The sequence below is a fragment of the Rhizobium sp. CB2179 genome, assembly GCF_057653455.1.
On record NZ_CM172781.1, the window covers coordinates 85,228 to 109,798 of the forward strand.

Below are 24,571 nucleotides of genomic sequence, written 5' to 3' on the forward strand. Positions count from 1 at the left end.
CGCTTCCATAAAAAGCTGAACGCTCTAAGGGCGCCCCAAACACAAATTGATGAGGTGGCTATCGCATAACCCCGAAAATCGGAATCGATTTTCGGAAAGGATTACGCGCAGATTCAAAATGATAGAGCGTCCCTAGTGCGTCTGAAAAGGCGCGCGGCGCTCTATTGGGCCGCTTCAGCTCTCGGGAAGACGAGGGAGACACTCATGCCGGTGTCAGGGGATGAGCTGACTTCAACCTCGGCGCGGGCATTCTGTTTCAGCGACTGTACGATCATCGCGCTCAGCTTTCCCGGCTGCGGCCAGGTCACATCCGGGGGAAGACCGACCCCGTTATCAGCAACGGTGATCCTGCAGCCTGTATCGCTGACGACACAGCGGAGTGTGATTTCGCCGCCATCACGCCCCATGAAGGCATGCTTCAGCGTATTGGTGAGGAGCTCGTTGATGACGAGGCCGGCCGGCATGGCGACATCGACCGAAACCGGCCAGGTGTCGACCTTCATGTCCAGCCGGATCCCTTCCACGGCATGGGCCGCCATCACCGAGGCGGCAATCTGGCTGACATAGGTGCCAAGATCGACAGTGGCGCCTTTCTCTTCGTCTGACAGCGAGCGATAGAGCAGGGCCAAGGCTTCAATCCGCCCGGCAAGCCGTGCAAACCTTTCGCTTTCCTCATTCTGTTGAGCATTGCGCGCCTCCATTCGGATGAGCGCCGTGATCATCTGAAGATTGTTCTTCACACGATGCTGTAGTTCCCGCAGAAGGACATCTTTCTCCGTCAGCAGTTCGCTGAAGCTCTCAGCGGCCGTCGCCTCATTGCGGGCAGCAAAGGCCACCAGTCGGAAGAGTGGGGTGTCATCATCGTCGACGATCGTATTCGACCAGACATCGATAATGACGGTGCTCTCGGGTTCGGCGGCGAGCGAGAAGGCGCCAATATATTCCTCCGCAGAGGTCACAGCAGCTGTGAGCGGCACCTCTCCGGAGACGGCGGTGGAGTTCAATTTAATGTCCGGCCAGGGTTTTCCCTGGACCTCGGTTGCCTCAAGCGCCGTCAGCCGTTCGAATTCGAGATTGACGTAAACCAGCGGCTCGTCGCCACCGAGTTCGGAGACAGCCACCGCGAATGGCACATGATCGAGAAAGTGTCGAAACCGGTCGTCATCAAGGGCTTCGGCAAGATGGGGCAAGTTGCCGACGCCTTCTGGCGAAATCGGCTGGTCTTTGCTATCGGTCATCAAATATTACTCTTGGACGCGGCTTTTCCCGCACAGCAGGAGAACTAGGGTTGCTTTAAAAACTGCTGGGACGCAAGCGTTGATCGGCGGCACGTCCATCGATTTCCGGCCACAGGGTGATTTAAGCCCGGTCATAGGTAAATGACGTCAGCAGGGTCGTGACGAAATTGCTCGCCCTTTCCTTGACCAGCACTTCCGTCCATTCATCAGTCCCGCGCAGCCGCAAATCCGTGTAAATACTGTCGACGGCCGCTTCTTCGATACGCTTGATATGCGTCTTGAACGAAGCCTCGCCGCCGCCGTGATACATGTCTCTGATCACCATGCGCAGAATTTCCTGAATGGCGATCTGCCACGCCGTATTGATCGACTGAAGTTCCTGCGGAGTCTCTGCCATTGATGCTTCCTTGATGCGAGTGAATATCAGCACGCTTTGGGTCGTGTGCAGCGCGCGATCTGTAAGCCCGTCATTTCAGACGCGTTTTAAGTCTCGAGCCTTGGCGATCGGGTTGTGATCTCAGCGGGCCCTGGCGCGTTTTGCAATGAGGGCAGAGGTTGCCGACACCCGGTCACTCTGTTCCCTGGCAAGCCGGGCCTCCCGAAGCCGCAACGTCTTTGCCTGTTGCGACTGGGCGTCGGATTCGAGCTCTTCGGCCGCCTGGTTCTTCGCGAAGAACTGGGTCTGGACGTTGCCGAAGGCAATCTCCGCCCGCTGTCGAGATTTGCTGTATGTCTCTGTCATGTTGGCTCCGATACGGGTGGGCTCGACGCGCGAGCGAAAACAAAAAAGGCCAGGCAAATCGCCTGGCCTTGGATTGATAACGTGCTTCCGGCAGTGCCAGTACATCCGTGGTCAAAGGGAAGCAGATACCGATTTAAGCGTTCTGGAGATTGCAAGCGGACATCTTGCCCGACTTGTTGTCGCGCTCGAGGTCGAAGCCGATCTTCTGGCCTTCGACGAGTTCGCGCATTCCGGCGCGCTCGACGGCGGAGATGTGAACGAAGGCGTCGTCGCCGCCATTATCAGGCTGAATGAAGCCGAAGCCTTTGGTGGAATTGAACCATTTAACTGTGCCAGTGGCCATGATGATGAACCCTTTCATAGCAATATTGAAGAACCGCAACGCCAAGGCGATGCGGATGGTGATAGCGATTTTTGAAAGGAAGTTCGTTCAGAGCGCGGTGCCAATCGCGCGATAACCAAGCCAGCAAGCAAAATTCGATGCTCGCTATCTAGCTCATTAAAGCTGCTTCGTCAACCTTTAGTTTTCAACTGTAAGCAGATTCAACTGTTGGATGTCGCTGAGGCCTTTACACCAGACAAGTCGCCGCGTCCGGCGCGCGTACGCCCTCTACTTCCAGCGGGCGATACCGACGGTTTCGGCGATCGCCTGGCGCAGTTCGTCCAGTCCATCGCCCTTTTCCGAGGAGGTGGACAGCACGCCGGGATAGGCGGCCGGGCGCTTGCGGATCTTTTCCGCCGTTTCGGCAAGCAGCTTCGGCACGCCAGCCGCCTTGATCTTGTCGGTCTTGGTCAGCACGATCTGGTAGGAGACGGCGGCCTTGTCGAGCAGATCGAGCACGTCGTCGTCGTTCTTCTTGATGCCGTGGCGGCTGTCGATCAGCACATAGACGCGCTTCAGCGTCGCGCGGCCGCGCAGGTAATCGAAGACGAGCTTGGTCCACTTGTCGACCTGCTCTTTCGGCGCCTGCGCATAACCATAGCCCGGCATGTCGACGATCGCCGTCGGCGGCAGGTCTTGGCCTTCGCCGGAATAACCGTCCGGAACGAAATAGTTCAGTTCCTGCGTGCGTCCCGGCGTGTTCGAGGTGCGCGCCAGGCCCTTCTGACCGACCAGCGCATTGATCAGCGAGGATTTGCCGACATTCGAGCGACCGGCAAAGGCCACTTCCAACGGCCCTTCCGGCGGCAGGAAGTTCAGGGACGGTACGCCGCGGATGAAGATCCACGGGTGGCCGAAGAGCGGCTTTTCGGTTTCGGGCATGCGGGCTCTGCAATCTCTGGGTTGGGTCTTTTACCGGGCTTCGTGGTTTTGCAGGCGGATGTCAAGCTTCGAGGCCGTTTGCAGGCTATGGCTTTGCCTCCTTCTTCCGCTGCCGCAAAAGAAAAGCCCCGCCGGAGCGGGGCTTGGCAGGCATCATTTCGACGGTGCCGTTTTTCGTCGGAACAGACCCTTCAGATTGTCGAAGAGTTCGACCTTGACGCCGTGGCGCTTCATGATCACCGACTGCTGCGCCACCGAGAGCGTGTTGTTCCAGGCCCAGTAGATGACCAGGCCGGCCGGGAAGCTTGCCAGCATGAACATGAACACCAGCGGCATCCAAGTGAAGATCATCGCCTGCGTCGGATCGGGCGGCGTCGGGTTCATGCGCATCTGCAGGAACATCGTGACGCCCATGATCAGCGGCCAGACGCCGAGATGCAGAATGGTCGGCGCCTCGAAGGGCAGCAGGCCGAACAGATTGACGATCGTCGTCGGATCGGGCGCCGAAAGGTCCTTGATCCAGCCGAAGAACGGCGCATGCCGCATTTCGATGGTGATGTAGATCACCTTGTAGAGCGAGAAGAAGATCGGGATCTGCAGCGCCACCGGCCAGCAGCCGGCGATCGGATTGATCTTCTCTTCCTTGTAGAGCTGCATCGTCGCTTGCTGCAGCCCCATGCGGTCGTCTGCGAATTTCGCCTTCAGCTCCTCCATCTTCGGCTGCATGCGCTTCATGTTCGCCATCGAAGCGTACTGCTTGCTGGCGAGCGGGAAGAACAGGAGCTTGACGACGATGGTGGTGCACAGGATCGCCACGCCGAAATTGCCGAAGTAGCGGAAGAAGAAGTCCATCAGCTTGAACATCGGTTTGGTGATGAAATAAAACCAGCCCCAGTCGATCAGCCGGTCGAACTTCGGGATCGAGTAGCTGGCCTCATAACCGTCGATGACGGGCACTTCCTTGGCGCCGGCGAAGACGAGGTTCTTCAGCTCGATCGATTGGCCAGGCGCAACGGTGAAGGCATCTTCCTTGTAGTCGGCCTGATAGCGCGGCTGACCGTCGGCAAAATGCGAGAAGCTTGCCTCATAGGGAGCGCTCTGCGGTGGAACGATCGTCGCGGCCCAGTATTTGTCGGTGATGCCGAGCCAGCCACCGGTAGATTTGGCCGGCTTGACGGCTTCCTTTTCGGCGGCGGTATATTTCGTTTCGACGAGGCCGTCGTCGCCGATGACGCCGATGAAGCCTTCATGCAGCACGTAGACCGAGGGCGTCGTCGGCTTGTTGTAACGCGTGACACGGCCGTAAGAATTGAGCGAGGCGGGAGCCTGGCCGGCATTCTCGATCTTGTCGGCGACGGTGAACATGTAGCGTTCGTCGACGGAGATGGTGCGGGTGAAGGTCAGACCCTTGTCATTGGTGTAGGAAAGCGTCACCGGCGTCTTTTCGGTGAGCTTGGCGCCCTCCGGAGCCGTCCAGAGCGTCGAGGGACCGGGAACGCTGCCTGTCGCGTCACTACCGATATAGCCGAGCTCGGTGAAGTAACCGTCCTTGGTTTCGGCCGGGCTGAACAGCGTGATGATCGGGCTCGAGTCGTCGACGGTCTCGTGGTAGCCCTTGAGCTTCAGGTCGTCGAGGCGGGCGCCGGCAAGATTGATCGAGCCGGAGAGGGCAGCAGTGTCGATGACGACGCGCGGGCTCTTTGCCAGCGCCTGCTCGAGCGTCGCCGTTGCGGCCGCCTGGCTGGTAGGTGCCGCACCGCTCGGCTGGGCCGGCGTCTGACCGCCTGCTGCCGGCTGCTGCACCTGCTCGGTCTGCTGCTGCGCCTTCTGGGCTTCCTGCACCTTGCGCTGGGCCTCGATGCGCGGATTCATATAGAGAAATTGCCAGCCGAGGACGATCAGCACCGAGAGAGCGATCGCAATGAAGTAATTGCGGTTGTTTTCCATCATACGTTCCTGGGGCGTCCGTCTCCGGAGCGCCGGTGTTTCGGCCTGGTTTCCACGCGGGATTTCAGTTCCGCGGCCAATTCCTGGAAGGACGCGTCTAGCACGTCCCTGCGCGCGACAACCACATAGTCGTGTCCGGGCTGCATTGCAAACCCCGCATGAAGCCGCACCGCCTCTTTCAGGCGGCGGCGCATGCGGTTCCGTTCGACCGCGTTGCCATGTTTTTTGGTGACTGTAAAACCGACGCGTGCCTGGCTGTCGGGTTCCTTCCGGTCGAGGACTTCGAGAAGGAAGAGGCCGCCCCGGCGTTTTTCGCCCTCGCGCGCGGCAAGAAACTGCGGGCGGCTCTTCAGCCGCCCGACAGTGTGTTTTTTCTCACTGATCGTCAATTCGCCCGCCATCTCTTACCGGGCAGCCCGGCTTACGCCGACAGACGATTGCGGCCCTGCGCGCGGCGGGCTGCGATGACCTTGCGGCCACCCTTCGTGGACATGCGCGCACGGAAACCGTGGCGACGCTTGCGAACAAGCTTGGATGGTTGGTAGGTACGCTTCATTTATTTTAAACACCGCGGAGTGCGGCCCTTCTTGAATTTGCATAATGCAAGGAGCGTTGTTTTTCGAACGGGCGGGCCATGAAAGGCTTAAGTGACCGAACGTGCGCGGGCTTATAAGGATGAAGCCTGTAAAAGTCAATTATGCCGGATAATTTCGCTCTGCGCTGCCGGCCCCTAAAGTAATTTCGCACTCTGGTGTTAAGAAATGAGGCATGCCCCGAGTGGTTGTAGTTTTCGTCGTGGCAGATCGATTGCCCCTGTTTTCAGGCGCTTAGGTCGGACAACCGTATTCGGCATGGATCATTTCCGAAGCCACAATCGTAAATATTAGAAATCGAACTTTAATAAATTTCGCCGATATTCAACGCATCGACTGGGAATTTGCTTTCCAGGCAGTAGCGTAGCTAGGAGGCATTGCATTGAAGATCCGGGGCAAAATTAATCTGCTGGTTTGCGTGATGGGCGCGGTGGCGCTTTTGATCGGCGCAACGGCGTTGTCCGCCATGCACGAATACAGTCGCAACCTGACGGCTTACGAGCATGCCGCAGCCCGTGCCTATGCGGGCGAACGCCTCAACCGTTTCGTCACGGCGGTGGTCATGGAAGCGCGCGGCATCTATGCCGCCAAAACGATCAAGGATACGCCGAACTTCGCCAAGGGCCTGATGGCCGATCTCGACGAGATCGACAAGGTCATCTCGGGCTGGGCGCCGCTCGTTCCCGAGAGCCAGAAGGCCGACTTTGCCAAGCTCGTCGCCCGCGCCGCGGAATTCCGCACCTTCCGCACGGAAACGGTCCGTCTCGGCACGGAAGTCGGCCCTGAAGCCGCTGGCCAACAGGGCAACAATGACGCCAACCGCGCCAACCGCAAGGCGTTCCAGGCGGAAATCGATGCGGTCGTCGCCACCGACAAGGCAGCGCTGGAGACCGTCAACGCCGAGATCGAGAGCTTCCGCTCCTGGGTGCTGATGCTTGTACTCAGCATCACCGGCATCGGCATCGCGGTCGGCGTCGGCATGGGCTTCTATATCGGCACCAGCCATCTCAGCCGCCCGATCAAGCGCGTCACCCATGCGATCAAGGAAGTTGCCGACGGCAATTTCGACGCCGAGGTCCCCTTTGCCGGCCGTCCGGATGAAATCGGCGAGATGGCCGCAGCGGTTGCGGTCTTCAAGGCGAACGGCCTGGCCATCAAGCGCCTGAACGCCCAGGAGGCGGCGATGCGCGCCAAGAGCGACGACCTGCAGTCGAGCATGTCTGTCGTCGTGGCAGCGGCAGCAGCCGGCGATTTCGGCCACCGCATCAGCAAGGATTACGAGGACGATAACCTCAATCAGTTCGCCGGCAACATCAACATGCTGCTGTCGAGCGTCGATGCCGGCATCGGTGAGACCCGCCGCGTCATCGCAAGCCTTGCCGAAGGCGACCTCACCCAGACGATGAGCGGCAACTTCCAGGGCGCCTTCGCCGAGCTACAGCAGAACGTCAACAATACCTTCGTTACCCTGCAGGCGACGATGCGCGAAGTGCGCGAGACGACGGAAGCGATGAACGGCAACACCGCCGAGCTACGCAATGCCAGCGACGACCTGTCGAAGCGCACCGAGCAGCAGGCAGCCGCCCTCGAAGAGACCTCGGCGGCACTCGACGAGATCACCGCCGTCGTCCAGAATTCCACCGAGCGGGCGCATGAAGCCACCATCATGGTGTCCGAAGCCAAGGAGAATGCCGGCCGCTCCGGCGTCGTCGTGCGCAATGCCGTCGAGGCCATGGGCCGGATCGAGCAGGCCTCGCGCGAAATCAGCCAGATCATCAACGTCATCGATGAGATCGCCTTCCAGACCAACTTGCTGGCGCTGAATGCCGGTGTCGAGGCGGCACGCGCCGGCGATGCCGGAAAGGGTTTTGCGGTGGTGGCGCAGGAAGTGCGCGAACTCGCCCAGCGTTCGGCGACGGCTGCCAAGGACATCAAGGCGCTGATCACCAAATCCGGCAACGAGGTGCAGGTCGGCGTCAAGCTGGTCCAGGCGACTGGCGAGGCGCTGGCCGAAATCGGCACCCGCGTTATCGCCATCAATGACCATATCCATTCGATCGCGACGGCTGCGACCGAACAGTCGACCGGCCTCAAGGAAGTCAATACCGCCGTCAACCAGATGGACCAGGTGACACAGCAGAACGCTGCGATGGTGGAAGAGACCTCCGCCGCCACGCACAGGCTTTCGGCCGAAGCCGGTGGCCTGGTGCGCCTCATTGCCCGCTTCAAACTGTCGGATGATGCGCCGGCACCCGCGGCGCTCGTCCGCAACGAGCCGCATCGGCCGGTCGCCTCGCCCGCCCGCCGCGCAATCGCCAAGGTCGCACGCGCCTTCGGCGGCAATGCCGCCGCAGCCGAACAGAGCTGGGAAGAGTTCTGATCTTTCCTGATCACGTGCCTTCAAACGCCGCCTCCGGGCGGCGTTTTCTTGTGGCGACATGACGCTGCTCGCAAAGATTTGAAAGCGGAGCATCTTGGTCTAATATAGAGCTCAACGGTAAGGGCGGCCTGGGTGCTGCCGATCGGGCGAGACCAGAATGCCGATTCAAGATCAGGGCGATAATCCTTCGGCGGAAACCCCGGCCGCCGGCGAGGCTGCAAGGGCGCCGTGCCCGTCTGCCGGCCTGTTCGGCGGCCTTTCCGGCAAGCTGCTCTGGCTCACCGTCTTCTTCATCATGCTCGCCGAAATCCTGATCTTCTTTCCCTCGGTCGCCAGCATGCGCGTGCGCTGGCTGCAGGACAGGCTGAATACGGCCGCTGCCGCCGCCATCGTCATCGATGGCCTGCAGCCGGTCGAACTGCCGCGCGCGCTGCAGAAAGAGACGCTGGAGGCGACCGGCACCAAGGCGATCGTACTGCGCAAGGACGGCACCTCGCGGCTGCTGGCGACGACCGATATGCCGACCTCCGTCGATGAGGCCTACGATCTCACCGATGTGCCGCCGGTAACGGCAATCCGCGATGCGCTCGACACGCTGGTTTTCGGCGGCGGCAGGATGATCCGCGTCTATGGTCCCGTCGGCGACACCAATACCGGCGTCGAGGTGGTGATGAAGGACAGGCCGCTGCGCAGGGCGATGTTCGTCTATTCCCGCAATGTCCTGTTGCTGTCGGTGCTGATCTCGCTTTTTACGGCGACGCTGATCTTCTTTGCGATCAACCGCATCCTCATCGGCCCGATCCGCCGGCTGACCGGCAGCATGCAGCAATTCTCCTCCGATCCCGACAACCCGGCCCATATCTATATCGGCGACGGCGGCCGCGACGAACTGGCGGTCGCCGGCCGCAACCTCACCTCGATGCAGATGGAGCTGCAAAAGACGCTGAAGCAGCAGAAGAACCTGGCAGCGCTCGGCCTCGCCGTTTCCAAGATCAATCACGACATGCGCAATATCCTGGCGTCTGCGCAGCTGATGTCGGACCGGCTGGTCGATGTCGATGACCCGATGGTGAAAAGCTTCGCCCCGAAGCTCTTGCGCACCATCGACCGCGCCGTCGGCTACACCACCGAGGTGCTGTCCTACGGCAAGGCGAGCGAATCCGCACCGCGCCGCCGCCATATCCGCCTGTTGGAACTGACCCAGGACGTCAAGGACATGCTGGCGATCGATCCGCAAAGCGGCATCGAATTCGCCGAGCAGATCGGCGCCGAGCTTGAGGTTGATGCCGATGGCGAACAGCTTTTCCGCGTCATCCACAATCTCTGCCGCAACGCGCTGCAGGCGCTGACCTCGCCGGGCGAGGGCGGCCCGGGCTCCGTCAGGCGCATCACCGTCTCCGCCCAGCGCGTCGGCAGCGTCGTCAGCATCACCGTGGATGATACCGGTCCCGGCATGCCGCTGAAGGCGCGCCAGAACCTCTTTGCCGCCTTCCGCGGCTCGGCCCGCTCCGGCGGCACCGGCCTCGGCCTCACCATCGCCCGCGAGCTGGTGCTCGCCCATGGCGGCACGATCGCGCTGGTGGAAAAACCGACGGTCGGCACGCAGTTCCGCATCGAGATCCCCGATCGCCCGGTTTCGCTGGAGGATTACCGCAGCCGGGCGCACATTGAAAAGTGACGGGGTTTCGCAAGGTGCGGCTACTGGCAGACAAAGACGCGATTTTTTCAGAAATGCTCTTGCATTGTCCCGAAGGACGTTTTAGAGGATCGCCACGCAAGCGGCTCCGCCGCATTTTGCACGCACCCGTAGCTCAGCTGGATAGAGCACCAGACTACGAATCTGGGGGTCAGGAGTTCGAATCTCTTCGGGTGCGCCATTTCTCTTTTCATCGAAAGTCTGCCACGACCTGTTGAACCGCGGGAAGAAATTTGCCGTTCCAGGTGCTTTGCCGACGCTATCCTTCGTTCGGGCGATCAGGTGGAAGTTTCATTAGCAACAGAGCGAGCAGCGCTGCTCGATTGATTGATTTGGGTTTTTGGCTTTGCAGTAATTTGCCTAAGGATATCTTCAACCCCGCGGAAAATGCCTAAACACCGCTATCGCAGGTGTTTCGGAAAACGATATTACATATAGAATTATTCTAAAGCTAACCGGCAATAAGCTGGTTTGCGAAAAATCTATTCGTAATGGCGAGGATCTCAAGCATAACGCAACCTTTGCGTCTCTCGCGCATATTGAGTTTCGTAGGACATTGGGACAAAGTGCCCGCCGCATAACGAATTCGCGACTTTATTATTGCAATGCGTGCATTTCACTTTTCTTGTGAATACCCGGGTACGTGGTGACGTAAAGGCAAAATGGCTTTTGTTCTAAACACCTTTGGCAGGTTGCAGCTCGTTGACGGGGAGGGAAGCCTCGTTGCCTTTCCCGAGAAAGGTTTGCTGCTTCTCGTCTTTTTGTTGACGATCGGTGAAGGGTCGGCGGATCGAACGACCTTGGCGCGTTTTCTGTGGGGCGATGCCGATAGGGACGTTGCGCTTTCGACGTTGCGTAAGCTGATTTCGAGAGTGAAGGCCCGCCAAGCCGAACTCGGAATAAACATTCTCTCATCCCAGGGCAACATGGTCTCTCTCGACCGAAAGTCCTTGTCTTCCGACCTGCTATCCGAGACCGACGAAGCGGTCGCGCCGTTCTCTCTGCTTAAACATCTTGTGAAGCTGCTGAACCAACCCTTTCTGGGGCCGGTTCACTGCCACAGCCGCGAGTTTCAACAGTGGCTTGCCGAGCGCGAAAAATGCCATATCGACCTTCTCGCAAATACATTGAAAACGGTATCGCGACGAGCGCAGTCGAGAGCGGAATCAGAACTCCTGCGAAAGGCCGCCATTATCCTGTTTCGGACGGAACCGAAGGATCCGGATACGCTGCAGTTGCTGATAGAGATATTCAAGGCGGAGGAAGAGGTTGAATCGCTTCGGACCTATTTCGAACAGCGGCGCAATTCGATTTCGCGAGGGATCGCGGTACGCGGCGCATCCGACGGTGCTGACACAAAACCCGTTCGCCCGGCGTTAGTGCCGTCAAGGGAAAAACACGTAACCGCTGCTTCCCTTGAGCCCGAGGACGTCAGCATTGCAATTCCTCGCCTGGTGCTGCTTCCACCCAGAAATCAATCCATTCATCCCCAAGCCGGTTTTTTAGCTGCGTCTTTGGTGGAGGATATCACGATTGGATTTTGCGCCTTCAACAGCCTGCAGGTCATAGCCCCATATTCGGCGGTGCAAATTGGCCACCACATGGAGACCCAGAAGGCCTTCTTTGAACGACATCACGTCAATTACATTCTCGACACTCGGATCAGCAATGCGGGCGATGACGTCACCTTGTTCGCCCAACTGATCTTTTTTGACCAGAATCAAATTGTCTGGGCAGAGAGGTTCAGCCTTGATCATCGGGATCTTGTCAAAGACAGGAGGACTGTCTCTCGACGGATTGCTCTTTCCATATCCAGCGAAATCGAGCGCCATGAGGCGTTGCGCGAGGATTTGAACCCGGCGGCTTACCATCGATATCTCGTTGGCAGGCGGCATCTGGCGCGGCTGACGCTTCCGAATCTACGGCGTGCGCGCAAGGAGATGAAAGCCGCGCTCAGCCTCAGCCCCGATTTCGCACCGGCGCTGAGTTCAATGGCGCGGACTTACTCCAAGGAATGGCTGTTGACCGCGCGGGGTGATATCGATCTGTTGAAAACGGCAGAGACCTTGGCAAAGCAGGCCACCGAAACGCGTCCGGATTTTGCCGATGGATATCGCGAGTTCGGCGTGGCGAAATTGTTGCAGGGTGCATTTGACGAAAGCGCCGAGGCAATGGAAGTGGCGGAGAGCCTCGCCCCGCACTATGCGGATGTTATTGCCGACTACGCCGACACTTTGGTTCATTGTTCGCTCCCTGCCATCGCCTTGCGAAAGATCGAGCGGGCAATCGAGCTGAACCCGCTCAGCCCCGACACCTATTTCTGGACCGCTGCCGGCGCAAATTATGCCCTTGGCGAATTCGAAGCTTCGCTGGATTACATTGGGCAGATGGCCGATGCCAGTTTGGCCGACAGGCTAGCGGCCGCAAGCTGGGCCATGTTGGGCCATCAGGACAAGGCGCGGATCTTCGTCAGGAGGTTTCGCGAAGTCAATCCGGACTTCGACGTGGACAAATGGCTGTCTGCGGTTCCGAGTAAGGAGCAATGGCATAAGGATCTTTACCGAGAAGGCCTGAAGAAAGCTGGATTTTAAACACGAATCATTAGAAGAGGGAAAAAGCATGGCTAGAGTTGTTGTTATTAGTGTTGAAGGCGACGATGCTCTTTGGGTCGCTGATCTGGACGCCGGCACGGTGGTGCCTCTTCCGTCTCCCAAGTCGGGCGGGCTGAAAGCGGTAACCGACCTTCGAGCAACCGGGGCAATCGTGACAAAGGGCGTCAATCTGGCCGTGGTGGTCAAGTCTGCGGACGCGGCATTGTCGGGCCATTATGATGGCTGATCGCGCATAATCTCTGCATCATCACGCTGGATGGCGGGCCGAGATGATCGCTCGCCTTCCAGCGCCAGATAGGCGCCGCACGGGTCGTGGCCTCATTCCTTAATCGGGATTCCGGCTTCGATCGCAGCGTCGATGAACGCCTGCCGCGCCTCTTCCCGGTTTCGTTTGCCCGACATCACATCGGCGCAAACCGCACAGGCTCTATCCAGGGCAGGACCCTCTTCGGTCGGCCAGTCTTCGACCAGCGCCCATGTCGCGGCCTGGGTCGTCTGGATCACCACCCACTGATCCGGCCCTTCAAGGGCAAGCGTCACCGGCTTCTTCCAAATGGTTTGCATGATCTCAGCACCTCCGCTGCGTGCTCTCTATAGGCTGCTCACATAGCGCGGTTCATCCAGCGTGGCGAGGTGAGCGGGTGAACGAGATAGTTTCTCCAGCAGCGAGGACATCGTCGCCCGCCTTATAGGACCCATGTCTTGCCCGGAAACTCATGGCCGCCCCCACGACAGTCTCTGTGTGAGCCCTCGAAGCAATGAAACCCGCAGTCGAATATAACCGCGCATTTGCATGCGACGCCTAGAACTCCTGAACGAATTCACACGCCAGCAATGTCTTTCCTGGCAAGGCGTTGCCTTGGCGGGCAACGATGGAGACCTTTCCAGGCCCGGCCATTCCGGGTTCCGGCTGCAGATCTGCCGGCAGCTCGCGCGAATAGCCCTTGGTGGATGTGCCCAGTAGATCCGAGGTCTCCGGCTTCAAACCGTATTTTGCGGCCAGATCGTCGGCGCGTTCGCCCTCGACCAAAATTCCGACCGCGTTGCTTGCAAAGAAAACCTCGGTCGATTTAAAGCCGTCGCGGCCTATCTGGTTCGGGAGTTTGTAGATCGCCCGCCCAAGGATGACGTGTCCGGCTTGGCCAAAGCTTCCACGACATCATAGACCTTCATTGCCGATGTCATCGTATAGGGTGGTTTGCAAAGGGCTGCGTCAAAGAATTTGTCATTGGCCGAATCGGCCAGAACCTGCCCGGCCTGAAATGCCGCAAAAGCGACGCATGCGGAGACGGCAGCGTGGCGAATGAATTTGGCGTTGTGCATGGAATATTTTCCCGAGAGAGTGGCTGTCGCGGATTGGCGCGTTGCGAGTTTCGAATGCCTAGGGGATTCGAAGTAATTATGCTACCCCAAGTTTAATCTCTCAGCTCCACTCTTCTCTTCCGTCTGGCCGTGCTGATGGGTAGGATGAGTGGCATCGGGCGCGGAGACGGAGATATCGTCGAGCCCTTCCGAAGGCAGGAAAGTCATGATCGCAGCCTATATTGATGAAATCATCATGTTTTGCGCCGGCCTGTGGATGACATCAGTCGGCTTTGGTTATCTGCCATATCCAGGCAAGCCGGCCAGCCGGCCACCGTTGATTCGCCATTTCAAGTGGATGGGTCCCTTGCTGCTCGCGATCGCAGTGGTTCTGGCGGTTGCCTCATAAGCTGCGTGCTCAGGCTGGGGTGAAGCAATGACCGATATGTTGGCCTGCCCGTCCTGCGGATTGGACAAAACAGAATCGATCGTCCACCGCGGTTCCTACATTCTCCGATGCGCCGCCTGCGGCGAAGCGATTGTCGCCACATCATTCATGGCGATGCGCGACTCGGATCACCTGTGTTCGGCCTTTATCGATCCGGGTCCCGGAAAACCTCCTCCGCCAGAGATGCTCGTCGCGCGTGGACCGCTCCGGCAGATCGCAACGGCAATTAGCGCTGCGGCGAATGATGGAACTCTGATACGTCTGATTTCTGAAGTGAAAGATTGAAGCCCGCCTTTACACAGCTGGCGCCCTCATGGGCGTAACCGGACGAGAATCTTCGCCCCGGGAACTCTCAACTGTTCCGCCAGCGGCGCCTTCCGGCTGCCGGCCGCGAGCTGATTGGCTGACGAAGAGGATGGGTAGTGCCGACACTGTGATAATCGTTTTGCGCGAAACTGCTTCAGGTTTTCAAGATGGAGATCGGGAGATCAACGATAAGCACTTCTCGTCGGCCGCTCCAGTCTCACCAAGGCAGCGAAGGGAAAAACTATTGAGCGGTCGGGTGGTCTCTCAAATAGTCTTCCCTTTCTTCCTTCCCGACCAAAGATGAGTAATAGCCGCTGCAAACCAGATATGAGCACTCATCCGGGTTGCCCGTTTGCCATCCCGGCTGGCAGAGTACGACGTGATGGAATTTGGCGTTGCAAAGTCCGTGGTTTGCTAGGAGCCGCGGATCGTTTCCGAAATACGCGCTTATGGCTTTCTCGCGAGTCCAGGCAGGAACGACTTTCCAATCAGCGTCGCCGCCCTCTTCGCTCACGTTGGCGAGCGCACAGAACGACCAATTGGATATGACAATCGGCTGATCGCAGGAAAAAGCCTGGACGGCGCTTCCCAGCACGATCGAAATCAATGCCAACAATCGCCGGACGCAAACGGCCACGCTCTTCTCCCCCATACAGCTTATTCGCATCGCGCTTCTACCCCCGAGATTCATTGCAGGGATCCTATCAGAAGGGACTGGATAATAGAAGATCATAACTAAGAATATTTTCCTAGTTCACGGATCGTTCTTGCGCTAGGTTTGCCGCAATTGCAACCACGGACTGTTAGATGTTGAGCAAATTTTTTCTCCGAGGTCAGGTGATGGTGTGGACGAGCTTTGGCCGTCACGCGCGGCATGAACGGAGTTCCCGCAACAGGCTCCGGAGGGCGGGCGGATACCGATCGACAACACGGGCGAGGGGCTGATGGCGGAATTCAACCCTCGCGACAAAAGCCGAACCAGTCAAGGAAAGACGCGGGCGATGGTGCGCAGGCATACCGCTCCGCCGAGCGGCATGGATGACGGCAGTCTTCGCTGGCAATGGTTCACCATTCAGTTGCTGGAATCTGCGGCCTTCACGACATTGAGTGCGAATGCCTGCCGCGCCTTCTTCCGCATCGTCATCGAGCACACGTCGCACGCCGCCTTGGAAAACGGCAAGCTTGTCGTGACCCATCCTCAGTTCGTGTCTTACGGCGTGACCGGCGAATATGTGGCCGATGCGATCGATGAGCTCGAATATAAGGGGCTGATAAAAGTTCGCCGCGGCCGGGCGGGCAGCGGTGTCGCGCATCCCAACCGGTTCACGCTGACTTTTGTCGGTGACCATGAAGGTGCGCCGCCCACCGACGAGTGGAAGCGATGCACGGCGGAAAGGTGCCGGAAATGGTCCGAGACCGACCGCAAGATTGCCGCCGACAAACGCGGACGCGTCGGCAGGAAGAAAAAAACCCCACTTCGGAATCCCGAAATCCCCCCGCTTCGGGATTCCGAAATTCGCCGCGCTTCGTGAGCTGCGCAGGTGAAGAAACAGGCAATGATTTCAATGCCGCAACCAATTTCGGGATTCCGAAGTGCTATATAGATCTTGGTGGGGCTGTCCCTAACGAAGGCACTTTGCCACGATCAGGAACTCCGTCTCCCGCCCCCCGATCTTCCCAGCCGAAGTCGTGCGAAGCAGAAGGCCGAAAGCTTCATAGAGCCAATAAAGTGGGGGAATTCGGTCCTTGAGCGCGTGCACCTGCGTCGACACATATTCGCCGACGAAGACCACATCCATGCCGAGTTCCTTCAATGTCCCTTCAATCTCCGAATGGGATGCCTCCGCGGCGTGCTCGACGCGAAAGGGGGCATAGCCCGGCTTTCCGGCGTTTTTCTGCCTGAGAACATAGCGATAGAACAAGACGTGGGTCCACCAGGGCGTCAGATCGGTGAAGATCCCCTTGGCTGAGTTCAGGATCGGACCCTTGACGAACACCAGACCACCGGGAGACAGGGTGTCATGGGCCCTCAACAAGGCAGAGCGCGGGCTTTCCAAATGCTCGAGAACGTCCCAGAAGACGCAGGCGTCGAAGTGACGATCTCCATAGTCGATGGTTTGAGCATCGCCGAGGATCCGCTCGGCCGCGTCCCTGTTCTTCTCCAGCTGCTCCTTGGAGATATCAACGACGGTATATCTCGCACCTTTCAAGGGGATATGCGTGCGGGAGCCGCCTCCAACCTCAAGGATATCTGTGTTGTTGTTGCCGGAAAACGCAGATTGTGCGTGCGACAGCGCGTCGTTTACCCACGGCGAAGCCATAATCCTTCCCTCCTGAAAGATTAACGTCTACGACTATAAGCAGGCATTAATATACTATTTTAGAAATATTTTAAATATCTCTGGGACGGGCGGCGCCGTCCGGCCGGAATTGAGGCAAGCCGTCAGCCTAGTTTCGCGCAACCTTCCTGATGTATCCGCAGGTTTGATGATCTTTGAGGCGCTTCAGCCGGAGGAATGCATGACGGTGGGAATTTTTCGGGCTCTGGCTGCCCTGGCGATGATGACGGCCCTTGGCGGCTGCATCGACCATGCCAATGATCCCGTACTCCTGGCGGTCGGCGTGCCGGTCAATCCGCCTGTTGTTGCGCACGGCATTTGCATGACCGACGGCAACGCCATGTATGACGAGGCAAGGAAGCAGTATCAGCTGCGCGCCCAACTGACCGGATATGCCGGGGCCGATGAGCTGGAGGCCGAAACGATAGCGCGCGCCGCCGCCCATCGCCAATATGTCGCCTGCCTCTCCGGCCAGGGCTACCGGACATTATACGCGAATTGAGAACAGAGAATTCAGCTTTCCTCACCAGCGCCGTATGAGCCCTCTTCCTGATCGCGACTTTTCACGTTTTTCGGCGATTTAGTCACGCCGGATCGCCTGCAATCACGAGTTTTGGAAGTTGCAGGCAACGGCGGAACTCCGCACGCGGGAAAGGCATTCTCTCGAGATAAATCCAGTAAGGAGGGTTTATCATGAAAATGCTCAGACTTGCCCCTTCCACCGTCGCGCTTAGCGCCCTTCTCGCCCTCACATCGATCATCCCCGCGCAGGCGGCGCCCGCCCAGGCGGTTCGGCCGCCTGCTGTCTCGGGCGTGAAAATGGTGCAATATAAACCACATCCCGGGTCCTGGCATGGCTATCAAGGTTTCCGCACCGAGCGCCCCGGCACCCGCCGCCATTCCGATGGCTACTGGTATCCGCTTGCTGCTTTCGGCGTCGAGGCCGGCACCACAGGCTCCATCGTCCGCCCGCCGGTGAACAGGCCGGCAGCTCCGGAAATGTGCAACCCTACGTTTTCTGGATCGATCGGTCCCGGTAGCATGCCTTGCGATAACGGCTATTGAGCCGGCAAATGAAAAAGGCGGCGATGAGCCGCCTTTTTCTCGATCGGGCCGCCGCTCACATGTCCGTGACCTCTGCTTTGGCACCGTAGTATGTGACAGATCGCCTTCCTAACTCCGGGGCGTAAATTCCCCGAATCCTCCCAAGGAGACGATGATGACCACGACTTTCAAGAACGGCCTGATGGCCGCTGCCTTCGGCACAATTCTCGGCCTCTCGGCCTTCTCGGCAAACGGCAGCTCCCCTTCAGTCGAGCGCGACGGAGCAGGGTGCGACGACGCGTCCGGTTGCCCAACAGGAAACCAAGGTTGAGCACGACAGGCGCACCACCGGTTCGATCGGCGAGCGCGCCTCGGAAACCACGGGCTCGACACATTATATGATGAACCCGAAGAAGCCGCTCAACCAGGATTGCAAGCTCGGCTTCAACCCGACGAGCAGCTCTAGCTGCAACTACTGACAAGGCGCTTCGGCGTTTTCGCGATCGTGAGCGGCCCGCAATGGGCTGAAGGGGCGGCCTCAGGGTCGCCCTTTCGCATGCGGGGTGACTGGTTGCGCTGGGTCCATTGTCGCCAGTTTGGAAAATGTTGCATCGAATGCAAAAATGCAATAAGTACAGAATCATGCAAACTGGTGACAGTGGGTGTTGCGAAAAGCCGCAGCCAAGAGCGATTGACGCGTCTGCCTTGGAATTGCCATGCTCGCCGCGATGGTCGCATTTTATAATCAATCGAATTTCAGACAGGTGGGATAGTCATGACTGCAAAGGCCGCATGCTCCGATTTCCTGCATTTTTTCCGCTCCTGGATCAGCAACCCGCTTCGGGTCGCGGCCATCGCGCCGTCGGGGGATTCGCTTGCCAGGATCATGACCAGTGAAATTGCCGCACTCGACGGTCCGATCATCGAACTCGGCCCGGGAACCGGCGTCTTCACCCGGGCGCTGCTGGCGCGCGGCGTCAGCGAAGCGGATCTGACCCTGATCGAGTACGGCCCGGAGTTCATCACCTCGCTGCAGGCACGGTTCCCGACGGCGCGCGTGTTGCAGATGGATGCCGCCCATCTCGCCCATGCCGATATTTTCGAGGGCGAACCGGTCGGCGCAGTCGTCAGCGGCCTGCCTCTGCTCTCCATGTCGCCCCGCAAGATCGCCTCGATCATGGCCGGCGCCTTCGCCTATATGCGCCCGGGCGGGGCCATTTATCAGTTTACCTATGGTCCGCGCTGCCCGGTGCCGCGGCCGATCCTCGATCGTCTCGGCCTGAAGGCGGTGCGCATCGGCGGCACGGTGCGCAACCTGCCGCCGGCCTCCGTCTACAGGATTTCACGCCGCAAGCCGCTGGAACTGTCGCGCGAGCGCATCAGCTATCGCCAGAGCGAGACTGAAATCGACGACGTCGCCGCCTTTTCCAACGAAACCGGCGGCTGAACGATGATGCCGGGCCGGAATGGCTGAGAACAAGCGGACGGAGACAACCGAAGGCAGGCGGGAACGCAAGCGGCGGCAGACGCGCGAGCGCATTGAGCATGCGGCGATGTCCCTCTTTCTGCAGCGCGGCTTTGAGGGCACGACGATCGAGGACATCACCGAGGCGGCCGATGTATCCAAGCGCAGTTTCTTCGATTATTTCCCCTCCAAGGAAGAGGTGGTTTTCGCCTGGCAGGATGCCTTCGCCGATCGCTTGATGGCGGCGGTCGCCGCAAGGCCGGCGGCAGAATCCTCGGTCGCCGCCGTCGAGGCGGCGATCACGGCAACCGTCATCGCTGCCGTCGACGAGCCTGGCCTGGCGCTTGGCGAACTCATCCATCGCACGCCGGCGCTGAAGGCCCGCGACCAGCTGAAATACGCCAGGCTCGAACAGAAGCTCGCCGAGGCGCTGCTGCTGCGCAAGGGAGGTGATCCGCTTGAGCGGCCCCGCATGCGCGTCCTTGCGGCCGTCGTCATCGGTGCGCTGCGCGTCGGGGCGGAACTCTGGCAGCAGCGCCCGCCGGGCGCCTCGCTTGAGGATTTCGCCCGGGAGATCTTCGCCGACCTCTGGAAGATGCTGGCGGAATTCGGCGACGAGGCGAAGACCAGGCTTTGACCCAGCCCGCCTGAGGATCACTGCGCTCGCCCGATGCGTCGGTTCGATGTCGATGTTTCCACTCATCCCTGTCATCGGGCCCTGTTATCGGGACTGGGCCGTCCTATATCTGCAAGCGTCGTAGCGGCCACATTCTGCTGATCCCGCGATAGGCGGATCATCACCATGCCGGGCATCGCTTTCGATCAGGGCAGACATTCGCGCTCGAAGGCATCTCCGAAAGCCTCGGCATTCGTGCCGCCGCTGTTTAACCGCCTCCGACCGTTCCACCGAATTTCAATGATTGATTGATAAGAGAGGAAAGACCATGTCCAATTACAACGCAGCAAAGTCAGGCACCTTCAAGATCGGCGGCAATATCGAGATCAATCGTCTCGGTTTCGGCGCCATGCGCGTCACCGGCAAGGGCATCTGGGGCGAGCCTTCCGATCATGCCGAATCCATCCGTACGCTGAAGCGCCTGCCGGAACTCGGCGTGAACTTTATCGATACGGCCGATTCCTACGGCCCCGATGTCTCCGAATGGCTGATCAAGGAAGCGCTGCATCCCTATGGCGGCAAGTCGGTCATCGCCACCAAGGGCGGCCTGACCCGCCACGGACCCGATATCTGGCTGCCTGTGGGACGTCCGGAATACCTGATCCAGCAGGCGCATAAGAGCCTGCGCAATCTCGGCGTCGAGCAGATCGATCTCTGGCAGCTGCACAGGATCGATCAGAAGGTGCCGGCCAAGGAACAGTTCGATGCGATCAAATCGCTGCTCGATACCGGCCTCATCCGCCATGCGGGTCTCAGCGAAGTGTCCGTTGCCGACATCGAGGCCGCCTCGAAGCACTTCAAGGTCGCGACCGTCCAGAACCGCTACAATCTCGTCGATCGCACCAGCGAGGACGTGCTCGATTATTGCACCAAGCACAATATCGGCTTCATCCCCTGGTACCCGCTCGCCGCGGGCGATCTCGCCAAGCCCGGCTCGCTGCTCGATACGATCGCCAAAAAGCACAATGCCGCACCCAGCCAGATCGCGCTCGCCTGGGTGCTGAAGCGCAGCCCGGTCATGCTGCCGATCCCCGGCACCTCCAAGGTCAAGCATCTTGAGGAAAACGTGGCGGCGGTTGATATCGCGCTGTCAGACGAGGAATTCTCCGCCCTCGACGCCGAGGGCAGCAAAGTCTTCAAGGCTGCTTGACGGGCAAACCGGCGAAAGATGTCTGTGCCGATGGCAGCCCCTCACCCTCATATGCGCTAGGTTTAGCCCTGGACATAAGGAATCTGGTTGTGATTCAAGCTTTGGATGAAGATTCGTCCTGAGGTTTTGGATCATTGGCCGGAAGTGCGCGAGCGGCTTCCGGCGGGTTTTGACTTGGAAGCAACGGCGCGGTTGCGCGGTGCTTTTACGCGGGTGCGGGAAATCAAGAATGCCGAGACGCTGTTGCGGCTGGCACTTGCCTATGGCGGCCTTGGCATGTCGCTACGCGAGACCTGTGCATGGGCCGAAGCGGGCGGGATCGCCCGTTTGTCAGACCCATCGCTGCTTGAGCGGCTGTGCAAAGCGGCGCCTTGGCTTGGCGACATCGTGGCCGCGCTAATTGCCGAACAGGCCAAAGTGCCGACGGGGCGCTTTGCGGGATATCGCTTGCGTGTGCTCGATGGAACGTCGATTTGCCATCCAGGCGCTGACCGCACGACATGGCGGTTACATGTCGGCTACAACTTGGCAACGGCTCAGGTCGATCAGCTTGAGTTGACCGACATCCATGGTGCCGAGAACCTTCAGCGCCTTACCTACGCACCCGGCGATATCGTGCTGGCCGATCGCTACTATGCAAGACCGCGCGACCTGCGGCCGGTGATCGACGCCGGTGCAGACTTCATCGTGCGGACCGGCTGGAACTCGTTGCGCCTGTTGCAGACGAATGGCGAGCCCTTTGATCTGTTTGCCGCACTCGCCGCTCAGCAAGAGCAGGAAGGCGAGGTGCAGGTTCGTGTCCACGAAGGCATGACGGGGACGCCGCCACCACCGCCGCTGGCCCTGCGCCTCATTGTCCGACGCAAGGATCCGCAACAGGCCCAAGCCGAGCAGGAGCGTCTGCTCAAAGCCGCCCGCAAGCACGGCAAAAAACCCGATCCGCGCAGTCTCGAGGCAGCGAAGTACATTCTGCTGCTGACCTCGCTGCCGGCCACCACCTTCCCGCCGGCCGATATCCTCACCCTCTATCGCTTCCGCTGGCAAATCGAGCTGGCGTTCAAACGGTTCAAGAGCCTGGCCGGCCTCGACAGCTTGCCGGCCAAGAAGCCGGAACTGGTCCGGGCATGGCTCTACGCCAGACTGATCGTCGCCATCATCGCCGAACAGATTGCCGGGCAAGTCCCGGACTCTCCCCCCTCTGGATGTGGCAACCCCACTGGCTAGCCCCCCATTGGCAAGCCCATCGCGCTGGCGTCTCATGAAGATCGCCCTGGCCACCATTTGCGCCGCCATCCGCGGACCACTTCTGTGGCAGGCCGTCTGTAATCTCGTCACGCGAAGTCGTCGCCACCTCTGTGAGCCGCCGCGACGACGCCGAAAACAATGCGACGATCTACACGCTCGCTTAACCTAGCGCATATGACCCTCACCCTCTCCCCGTAAAAACGGGGCGAGGGGACGTGCCCTGCGATGGTGCGATGGGTGGTGGGGAACGGAGAGGGTGCGGCATATCCCCTTCGCCCCGCGAGCGGGGAGAAGGTGCCGGCAGGCGGATGAGGGGCGAGTCTATCGGCGATCCGAGAGGGCCACAATTTTCGGCATAATTTTGACCATCTGGTCAAACATGCTGCAAAATGAGGCGGATACCTGTTATTTTGAGGGCAAGCCTTGCATCTAGCGCATTGCTGCATTGCGGTATTTTCGCTATTCCGAATCAAAAGAATTGGCTATTACTATCTTCGTAAGCAGCGCACTCCTCCTCCCAGCGCTCTTACATCGGACTGACAACACTCCTCCTCCCAGTTGTCAGTCAGGATCAAGAGCCCGGCGCACCTCCTCCCGCGTCGGGCTTTTTTCTTTTCTCCCCAAATCTTCCGCCCTAAATCGAAATCGATCGGTTGCCGATCCGCGCAACGCCAGTCCTGCGTTTTCACGAGGGATTGCGCAAAACAAAGGCTTCCACCGCCCGCGGTTTGACTCGGCAAGCCTCGTCGGACTATTTGAACGGGCGCCGCCTGTCCGGTGCGTGAACCGATTGGAGTTTGGTCATGATCGGCAAAAGAGGCGGCTTGCCCGCGGCTCTGACAGGTCTTCTGATTGCAACGATGGCGCTCGCCGGCTGCGGCGGCAGGCCGGTCGGTGTCATGCAGGCGGCCGGCACCGCGGCCCCCGGCACCTCCAAGGTCGACCTGCTCGTCGCGACGACGCGCGCTGCCGACGACAATCCCGCCGTGCTTTTCTCCGGCGAACGCGGCACCGGGCTTGCCGTCAATGCCGTCGACGTCTCCATTCCGCCGGAAGCCAATCGCAAGGTCGGCCAGGTGCAATGGCCAAGCCGCCTGCCGGCCGATCCGCTGCGCGATTTCGTCACAGTTTCTGTCGATCCGCTGGAAGGCGAGCGGGCCGGCGAGACGTGGCTGAAGTCCCATATGCCGAAGAGCCGCCGCGTACTGGTCTTCGTCCACGGCTTCAACAATCGTTATGAGGATGCCGTCTACCGCTTCGCGCAGATCGTCCACGATTCGCATGCCGACGTTGCGCCCGTCGTCTTCACCTGGCCTTCGCGCGGCAGCATCTTCGATTATAATTACGACAAGGAAAGCACCAACTATTCCCGCGACGCGCTGGAGGAATTGTTGACCCGCACCGCCGCCAATCCCGCCGTTAGCGACGTCACCATCATGGCCCATTCGATGGGCACCTGGCTCACCGTCGAAGCGCTGCGGCAGATGGCGATCCGCAACGGTCATGTCGCCTCGAAGATCAACAATGTCATCCTCGCTTCGCCGGATCTCGATGTCGACGTTTTCGGCCGCCAGTTCGCCAGCCTCGGCAAGGAAAGGCCGCACTTCACCATCTTCGTCTCGCAGGACGATCGCGCTTTGGCGCTGTCGCGGCGCATCTCCGGCAATGTCGACCGGCTCGGCCAGATCGATCCTTCCGTCGAACCCTATCGCAGCAAGCTCGAAGCGGCCGGCATCACCGTGCTCGACCTCACCAAGCTCAAGGGCGGCGACCGGCTGAACCACGGCAAGTTCGCCGAAAGCCCCGAAGTGGTGAAGCTGATCGGCGACCGGCTGATTGCCGGCCAGACGATCACCGATTCCAATGTCGGCCTCGGCGAGGCCGTCGGCGCCGTGGCGATGGGGGCTGCCCAGACCGCCGGAAGTGCCGTCAGCGTCGCCGTCAGCACGCCGATTGCGATCTTCGATCCGCGCACCCGGCGCAACTACGATGCCCAGCTGAAACGTCTCGGCCAGTCGATGAACAATACCGTCGGTTCGGTCGGCGACAGCGTCGGCGCCGGCCTGCCGGCAAGCCAGTAAAAATTCCACAGAGCAATTCCAGCAAAAGTGCACAGCGGTTTTG

At 59.6% G+C, this 24,571-nt stretch carries 25 protein-coding genes, 1 tRNA gene and 2 pseudogenes; 16 read left to right on the forward strand and 12 right to left on the reverse strand.

Annotated elements, in window-relative coordinates:
* Nucleotides 1-161: 161 nt before the first annotated feature.
* From AC244Q_RS00445 to rpmH, 8 genes are all read right to left on the reverse strand, one after another.
* Nucleotides 162-1,238: a sensor histidine kinase gene (locus AC244Q_RS00445; RefSeq protein ID WP_128407339.1), complete on the reverse strand. Its 1,077-nt coding sequence runs from the start codon at nucleotides 1,236-1,238 to the stop codon at nucleotides 162-164.
* A 121-nt stretch (nucleotides 1,239-1,359) separates the two neighbouring features.
* The gene (locus AC244Q_RS00450) at nucleotides 1,360-1,635 is read right to left on the reverse strand and encodes a hypothetical protein (protein ID WP_003556110.1); all 276 of its coding nucleotides are present in this window, start codon (nucleotides 1,633-1,635) and stop codon (nucleotides 1,360-1,362) included.
* Between the two features lie 120 nt (nucleotides 1,636-1,755).
* On the reverse strand, nucleotides 1,756-1,980 hold the full coding sequence (locus AC244Q_RS00455; protein ID WP_003556111.1) for a hypothetical protein: 225 nt from the start codon (nucleotides 1,978-1,980) through the stop codon (nucleotides 1,756-1,758).
* Between the two features lie 133 nt (nucleotides 1,981-2,113).
* On the reverse strand, nucleotides 2,114-2,323 hold the full coding sequence (locus tag AC244Q_RS00460; RefSeq protein WP_003545000.1) for a cold-shock protein: 210 nt from the start codon (nucleotides 2,321-2,323) through the stop codon (nucleotides 2,114-2,116).
* Between the two features lie 267 nt (nucleotides 2,324-2,590).
* Entirely contained in the window at nucleotides 2,591-3,244 is a 654-nt protein-coding gene (gene yihA, locus AC244Q_RS00465) for a ribosome biogenesis GTP-binding protein YihA/YsxC (protein ID WP_012755831.1), read from the reverse strand.
* A gap of 153 nt (nucleotides 3,245-3,397) precedes the next feature.
* The gene (yidC, locus tag AC244Q_RS00470; protein WP_012755832.1) at nucleotides 3,398-5,191 is read right to left on the reverse strand and encodes a membrane protein insertase YidC; all 1,794 of its coding nucleotides are present in this window, start codon (nucleotides 5,189-5,191) and stop codon (nucleotides 3,398-3,400) included.
* Nucleotides 5,191-5,592 carry a ribonuclease P protein component gene (rnpA, locus tag AC244Q_RS00475; RefSeq protein ID WP_003545005.1) on the reverse strand — a complete coding sequence of 134 codons (402 nt, stop codon included), beginning with the start codon at nucleotides 5,590-5,592 and terminating at the stop codon, nucleotides 5,191-5,193. The genes yidC and rnpA overlap by 1 nt, the downstream gene beginning before the upstream one ends.
* A 20-nt stretch (nucleotides 5,593-5,612) precedes the next feature.
* The gene (gene rpmH, locus AC244Q_RS00480) at nucleotides 5,613-5,747 is read right to left on the reverse strand and encodes a 50S ribosomal protein L34 (RefSeq protein WP_003545006.1); all 135 of its coding nucleotides are present in this window, start codon (nucleotides 5,745-5,747) and stop codon (nucleotides 5,613-5,615) included.
* A gap of 419 nt (nucleotides 5,748-6,166) precedes the next feature.
* Here rpmH and AC244Q_RS00485 point away from each other — a divergent pair, with 419 nt between their 5' ends.
* From AC244Q_RS00485 to AC244Q_RS00505, 5 genes are all read left to right on the forward strand, one after another.
* A complete protein-coding gene (locus AC244Q_RS00485; RefSeq protein WP_012755833.1) occupies nucleotides 6,167-8,164 on the forward strand; it encodes a methyl-accepting chemotaxis protein in 1,998 nt (665 codons plus the stop codon).
* 157 nt (nucleotides 8,165-8,321) lie between these two features.
* Entirely contained in the window at nucleotides 8,322-9,842 is a 1,521-nt protein-coding gene (locus AC244Q_RS00490) for an ATP-binding protein (protein WP_113546450.1), read from the forward strand.
* A 122-nt stretch (nucleotides 9,843-9,964) separates the two neighbouring features.
* Nucleotides 9,965-10,041 (forward strand) — tRNA-Arg (locus AC244Q_RS00495).
* Between the two features lie 481 nt (nucleotides 10,042-10,522).
* On the forward strand, nucleotides 10,523-12,451 hold the full coding sequence (locus AC244Q_RS00500; RefSeq protein WP_113546451.1) for a hypothetical protein: 1,929 nt from the start codon (nucleotides 10,523-10,525) through the stop codon (nucleotides 12,449-12,451).
* Between the two features lie 28 nt (nucleotides 12,452-12,479).
* A complete protein-coding gene (locus AC244Q_RS00505; protein ID WP_113546452.1) occupies nucleotides 12,480-12,698 on the forward strand; it encodes a hypothetical protein in 219 nt (72 codons plus the stop codon).
* A gap of 92 nt (nucleotides 12,699-12,790) precedes the next feature.
* Here the strand turns inward: AC244Q_RS00505 and AC244Q_RS00510 are convergent, their stop codons facing one another.
* Nucleotides 12,791-13,036 carry a DUF982 domain-containing protein gene (locus AC244Q_RS00510; RefSeq protein WP_012755837.1) on the reverse strand — a complete coding sequence of 82 codons (246 nt, stop codon included), beginning with the start codon at nucleotides 13,034-13,036 and terminating at the stop codon, nucleotides 12,791-12,793.
* A 238-nt stretch (nucleotides 13,037-13,274) separates the two neighbouring features.
* Nucleotides 13,275-13,795, reverse strand: a pseudogene (locus AC244Q_RS00515) (hypothetical protein).
* Nucleotides 13,796-14,000: 205 nt separating this feature from the next.
* Here AC244Q_RS00515 and AC244Q_RS00520 point away from each other — a divergent pair.
* Nucleotides 14,001-14,183: a hypothetical protein gene (locus AC244Q_RS00520; RefSeq protein ID WP_113546453.1), complete on the forward strand. Its 183-nt coding sequence runs from the start codon at nucleotides 14,001-14,003 to the stop codon at nucleotides 14,181-14,183.
* A gap of 27 nt (nucleotides 14,184-14,210) precedes the next feature.
* Complete coding sequence (locus AC244Q_RS00525; RefSeq protein ID WP_017995902.1) at nucleotides 14,211-14,507, forward strand: hypothetical protein; 297 nt, start codon at nucleotides 14,211-14,213, stop codon at nucleotides 14,505-14,507.
* A 262-nt stretch (nucleotides 14,508-14,769) separates the two neighbouring features.
* Here the strand turns inward: AC244Q_RS00525 and AC244Q_RS00530 are convergent, their stop codons facing one another.
* Nucleotides 14,770-15,261, reverse strand: coding sequence for a hypothetical protein (locus AC244Q_RS00530; protein ID WP_017995903.1), 492 nt, complete (start codon nucleotides 15,259-15,261; stop codon nucleotides 14,770-14,772).
* A 211-nt stretch (nucleotides 15,262-15,472) separates the two neighbouring features.
* Between AC244Q_RS00530 and AC244Q_RS00535 the strand changes: the two genes are divergently transcribed.
* Nucleotides 15,473-16,060, forward strand: a complete 588-nt coding sequence (locus AC244Q_RS00535) for a hypothetical protein (RefSeq protein ID WP_012755842.1) — start codon at nucleotides 15,473-15,475, stop codon at nucleotides 16,058-16,060.
* A 90-nt stretch (nucleotides 16,061-16,150) separates the two neighbouring features.
* On the opposite strand, the gene AC244Q_RS00540 is transcribed toward AC244Q_RS00535, so the two are convergent.
* The gene (locus tag AC244Q_RS00540; protein WP_113546454.1) at nucleotides 16,151-16,849 is read right to left on the reverse strand and encodes a class I SAM-dependent methyltransferase; all 699 of its coding nucleotides are present in this window, start codon (nucleotides 16,847-16,849) and stop codon (nucleotides 16,151-16,153) included.
* Nucleotides 16,850-17,048: 199 nt separating this feature from the next.
* Here AC244Q_RS00540 and AC244Q_RS00545 point away from each other — a divergent pair, with 199 nt between their 5' ends.
* From AC244Q_RS00545 to AC244Q_RS00580, 8 genes and pseudogenes are all read left to right on the forward strand, one after another.
* Nucleotides 17,049-17,369, forward strand: coding sequence for a hypothetical protein (locus AC244Q_RS00545; RefSeq protein WP_012755844.1), 321 nt, complete (start codon nucleotides 17,049-17,051; stop codon nucleotides 17,367-17,369).
* A gap of 191 nt (nucleotides 17,370-17,560) precedes the next feature.
* A complete protein-coding gene (locus AC244Q_RS00550) occupies nucleotides 17,561-17,932 on the forward strand; it encodes a hypothetical protein (protein WP_012755845.1) in 372 nt (123 codons plus the stop codon).
* A 154-nt stretch (nucleotides 17,933-18,086) separates the two neighbouring features.
* Nucleotides 18,087-18,390: pseudogene (locus tag AC244Q_RS00555) on the forward strand (hypothetical protein).
* A gap of 296 nt (nucleotides 18,391-18,686) precedes the next feature.
* Nucleotides 18,687-19,358 carry a class I SAM-dependent methyltransferase gene (locus tag AC244Q_RS00560; protein ID WP_012755847.1) on the forward strand — a complete coding sequence of 224 codons (672 nt, stop codon included), beginning with the start codon at nucleotides 18,687-18,689 and terminating at the stop codon, nucleotides 19,356-19,358.
* A 19-nt stretch (nucleotides 19,359-19,377) separates the two neighbouring features.
* Nucleotides 19,378-20,013 (forward strand): TetR family transcriptional regulator, encoded by a 636-nt coding sequence (locus AC244Q_RS00565; protein ID WP_012755848.1) that lies wholly within the window; start codon nucleotides 19,378-19,380, stop codon nucleotides 20,011-20,013.
* A gap of 307 nt (nucleotides 20,014-20,320) precedes the next feature.
* The gene (locus AC244Q_RS00570) at nucleotides 20,321-21,202 is read left to right on the forward strand and encodes an aldo/keto reductase (RefSeq protein WP_017995906.1); all 882 of its coding nucleotides are present in this window, start codon (nucleotides 20,321-20,323) and stop codon (nucleotides 21,200-21,202) included.
* Between the two features lie 105 nt (nucleotides 21,203-21,307).
* A complete protein-coding gene (locus AC244Q_RS00575) occupies nucleotides 21,308-22,426 on the forward strand; it encodes an IS4 family transposase (RefSeq protein WP_442161243.1) in 1,119 nt (372 codons plus the stop codon).
* A gap of 824 nt (nucleotides 22,427-23,250) precedes the next feature.
* Nucleotides 23,251-24,528, forward strand: coding sequence for an alpha/beta hydrolase (locus AC244Q_RS00580; protein ID WP_012755850.1), 1,278 nt, complete (start codon nucleotides 23,251-23,253; stop codon nucleotides 24,526-24,528).
* The last annotated feature ends 43 nt before the right edge of the window (nucleotides 24,529-24,571 follow it).

Excerpts from the sequence above, each read along its gene's own strand:
- AC244Q_RS00450 (WP_003556110.1), bottom strand. The coding sequence starts at position 1,635 with ATGGCAGAGACTCCGCAGGAACTTCAGTCGATCAATACGGCGTGGCAG.
- yidC (WP_012755832.1), bottom strand. The coding sequence starts at position 5,191 with ATGGAAAACAACCGCAATTACTTCATTGCGATCGCTCTCTCGGTGCTG.
- AC244Q_RS00550 (WP_012755845.1), top strand. The coding sequence starts at position 17,561 with ATGAAAATGCTCAGACTTGCCCCTTCCACCGTCGCGCTTAGCGCCCTT.
- AC244Q_RS00455 (WP_003556111.1), bottom strand. The coding sequence starts at position 1,980 with ATGACAGAGACATACAGCAAATCTCGACAGCGGGCGGAGATTGCCTTC.
- rnpA (WP_003545005.1), bottom strand. The coding sequence starts at position 5,592 with ATGGCGGGCGAATTGACGATCAGTGAGAAAAAACACACTGTCGGGCGG.
- AC244Q_RS00505 (WP_113546452.1), top strand. The coding sequence starts at position 12,480 with ATGGCTAGAGTTGTTGTTATTAGTGTTGAAGGCGACGATGCTCTTTGG.
- AC244Q_RS00570 (WP_017995906.1), top strand. The coding sequence starts at position 20,321 with ATGTCCAATTACAACGCAGCAAAGTCAGGCACCTTCAAGATCGGCGGC.
- AC244Q_RS00545 (WP_012755844.1), top strand. The coding sequence starts at position 17,049 with ATGACGGTGGGAATTTTTCGGGCTCTGGCTGCCCTGGCGATGATGACG.
- AC244Q_RS00535 (WP_012755842.1), top strand. The coding sequence starts at position 15,473 with ATGGCGGAATTCAACCCTCGCGACAAAAGCCGAACCAGTCAAGGAAAG.
- AC244Q_RS00520 (WP_113546453.1), top strand. The coding sequence starts at position 14,001 with ATGATCGCAGCCTATATTGATGAAATCATCATGTTTTGCGCCGGCCTG.
- yihA (WP_012755831.1), bottom strand. The coding sequence starts at position 3,244 with ATGCCCGAAACCGAAAAGCCGCTCTTCGGCCACCCGTGGATCTTCATC.
- AC244Q_RS00580 (WP_012755850.1), top strand. The coding sequence starts at position 23,251 with ATGATCGGCAAAAGAGGCGGCTTGCCCGCGGCTCTGACAGGTCTTCTG.
- AC244Q_RS00540 (WP_113546454.1), bottom strand. The coding sequence starts at position 16,849 with ATGGCTTCGCCGTGGGTAAACGACGCGCTGTCGCACGCACAATCTGCG.
- rpmH (WP_003545006.1), bottom strand. The coding sequence starts at position 5,747 with ATGAAGCGTACCTACCAACCATCCAAGCTTGTTCGCAAGCGTCGCCAC.
- AC244Q_RS00460 (WP_003545000.1), bottom strand. The coding sequence starts at position 2,323 with ATGGCCACTGGCACAGTTAAATGGTTCAATTCCACCAAAGGCTTCGGC.
- AC244Q_RS00575 (WP_442161243.1), top strand. The coding sequence starts at position 21,308 with ATGAAGATTCGTCCTGAGGTTTTGGATCATTGGCCGGAAGTGCGCGAG.
- AC244Q_RS00510 (WP_012755837.1), bottom strand. The coding sequence starts at position 13,036 with ATGCAAACCATTTGGAAGAAGCCGGTGACGCTTGCCCTTGAAGGGCCG.
- AC244Q_RS00565 (WP_012755848.1), top strand. The coding sequence starts at position 19,378 with ATGGCTGAGAACAAGCGGACGGAGACAACCGAAGGCAGGCGGGAACGC.
- AC244Q_RS00500 (WP_113546451.1), top strand. The coding sequence starts at position 10,523 with ATGGCTTTTGTTCTAAACACCTTTGGCAGGTTGCAGCTCGTTGACGGG.
- AC244Q_RS00530 (WP_017995903.1), bottom strand. The coding sequence starts at position 15,261 with ATGATCTTCTATTATCCAGTCCCTTCTGATAGGATCCCTGCAATGAAT.
- AC244Q_RS00560 (WP_012755847.1), top strand. The coding sequence starts at position 18,687 with ATGACTGCAAAGGCCGCATGCTCCGATTTCCTGCATTTTTTCCGCTCC.
- AC244Q_RS00525 (WP_017995902.1), top strand. The coding sequence starts at position 14,211 with ATGACCGATATGTTGGCCTGCCCGTCCTGCGGATTGGACAAAACAGAA.
- AC244Q_RS00490 (WP_113546450.1), top strand. The coding sequence starts at position 8,322 with ATGCCGATTCAAGATCAGGGCGATAATCCTTCGGCGGAAACCCCGGCC.
- AC244Q_RS00445 (WP_128407339.1), bottom strand. The coding sequence starts at position 1,238 with ATGACCGATAGCAAAGACCAGCCGATTTCGCCAGAAGGCGTCGGCAAC.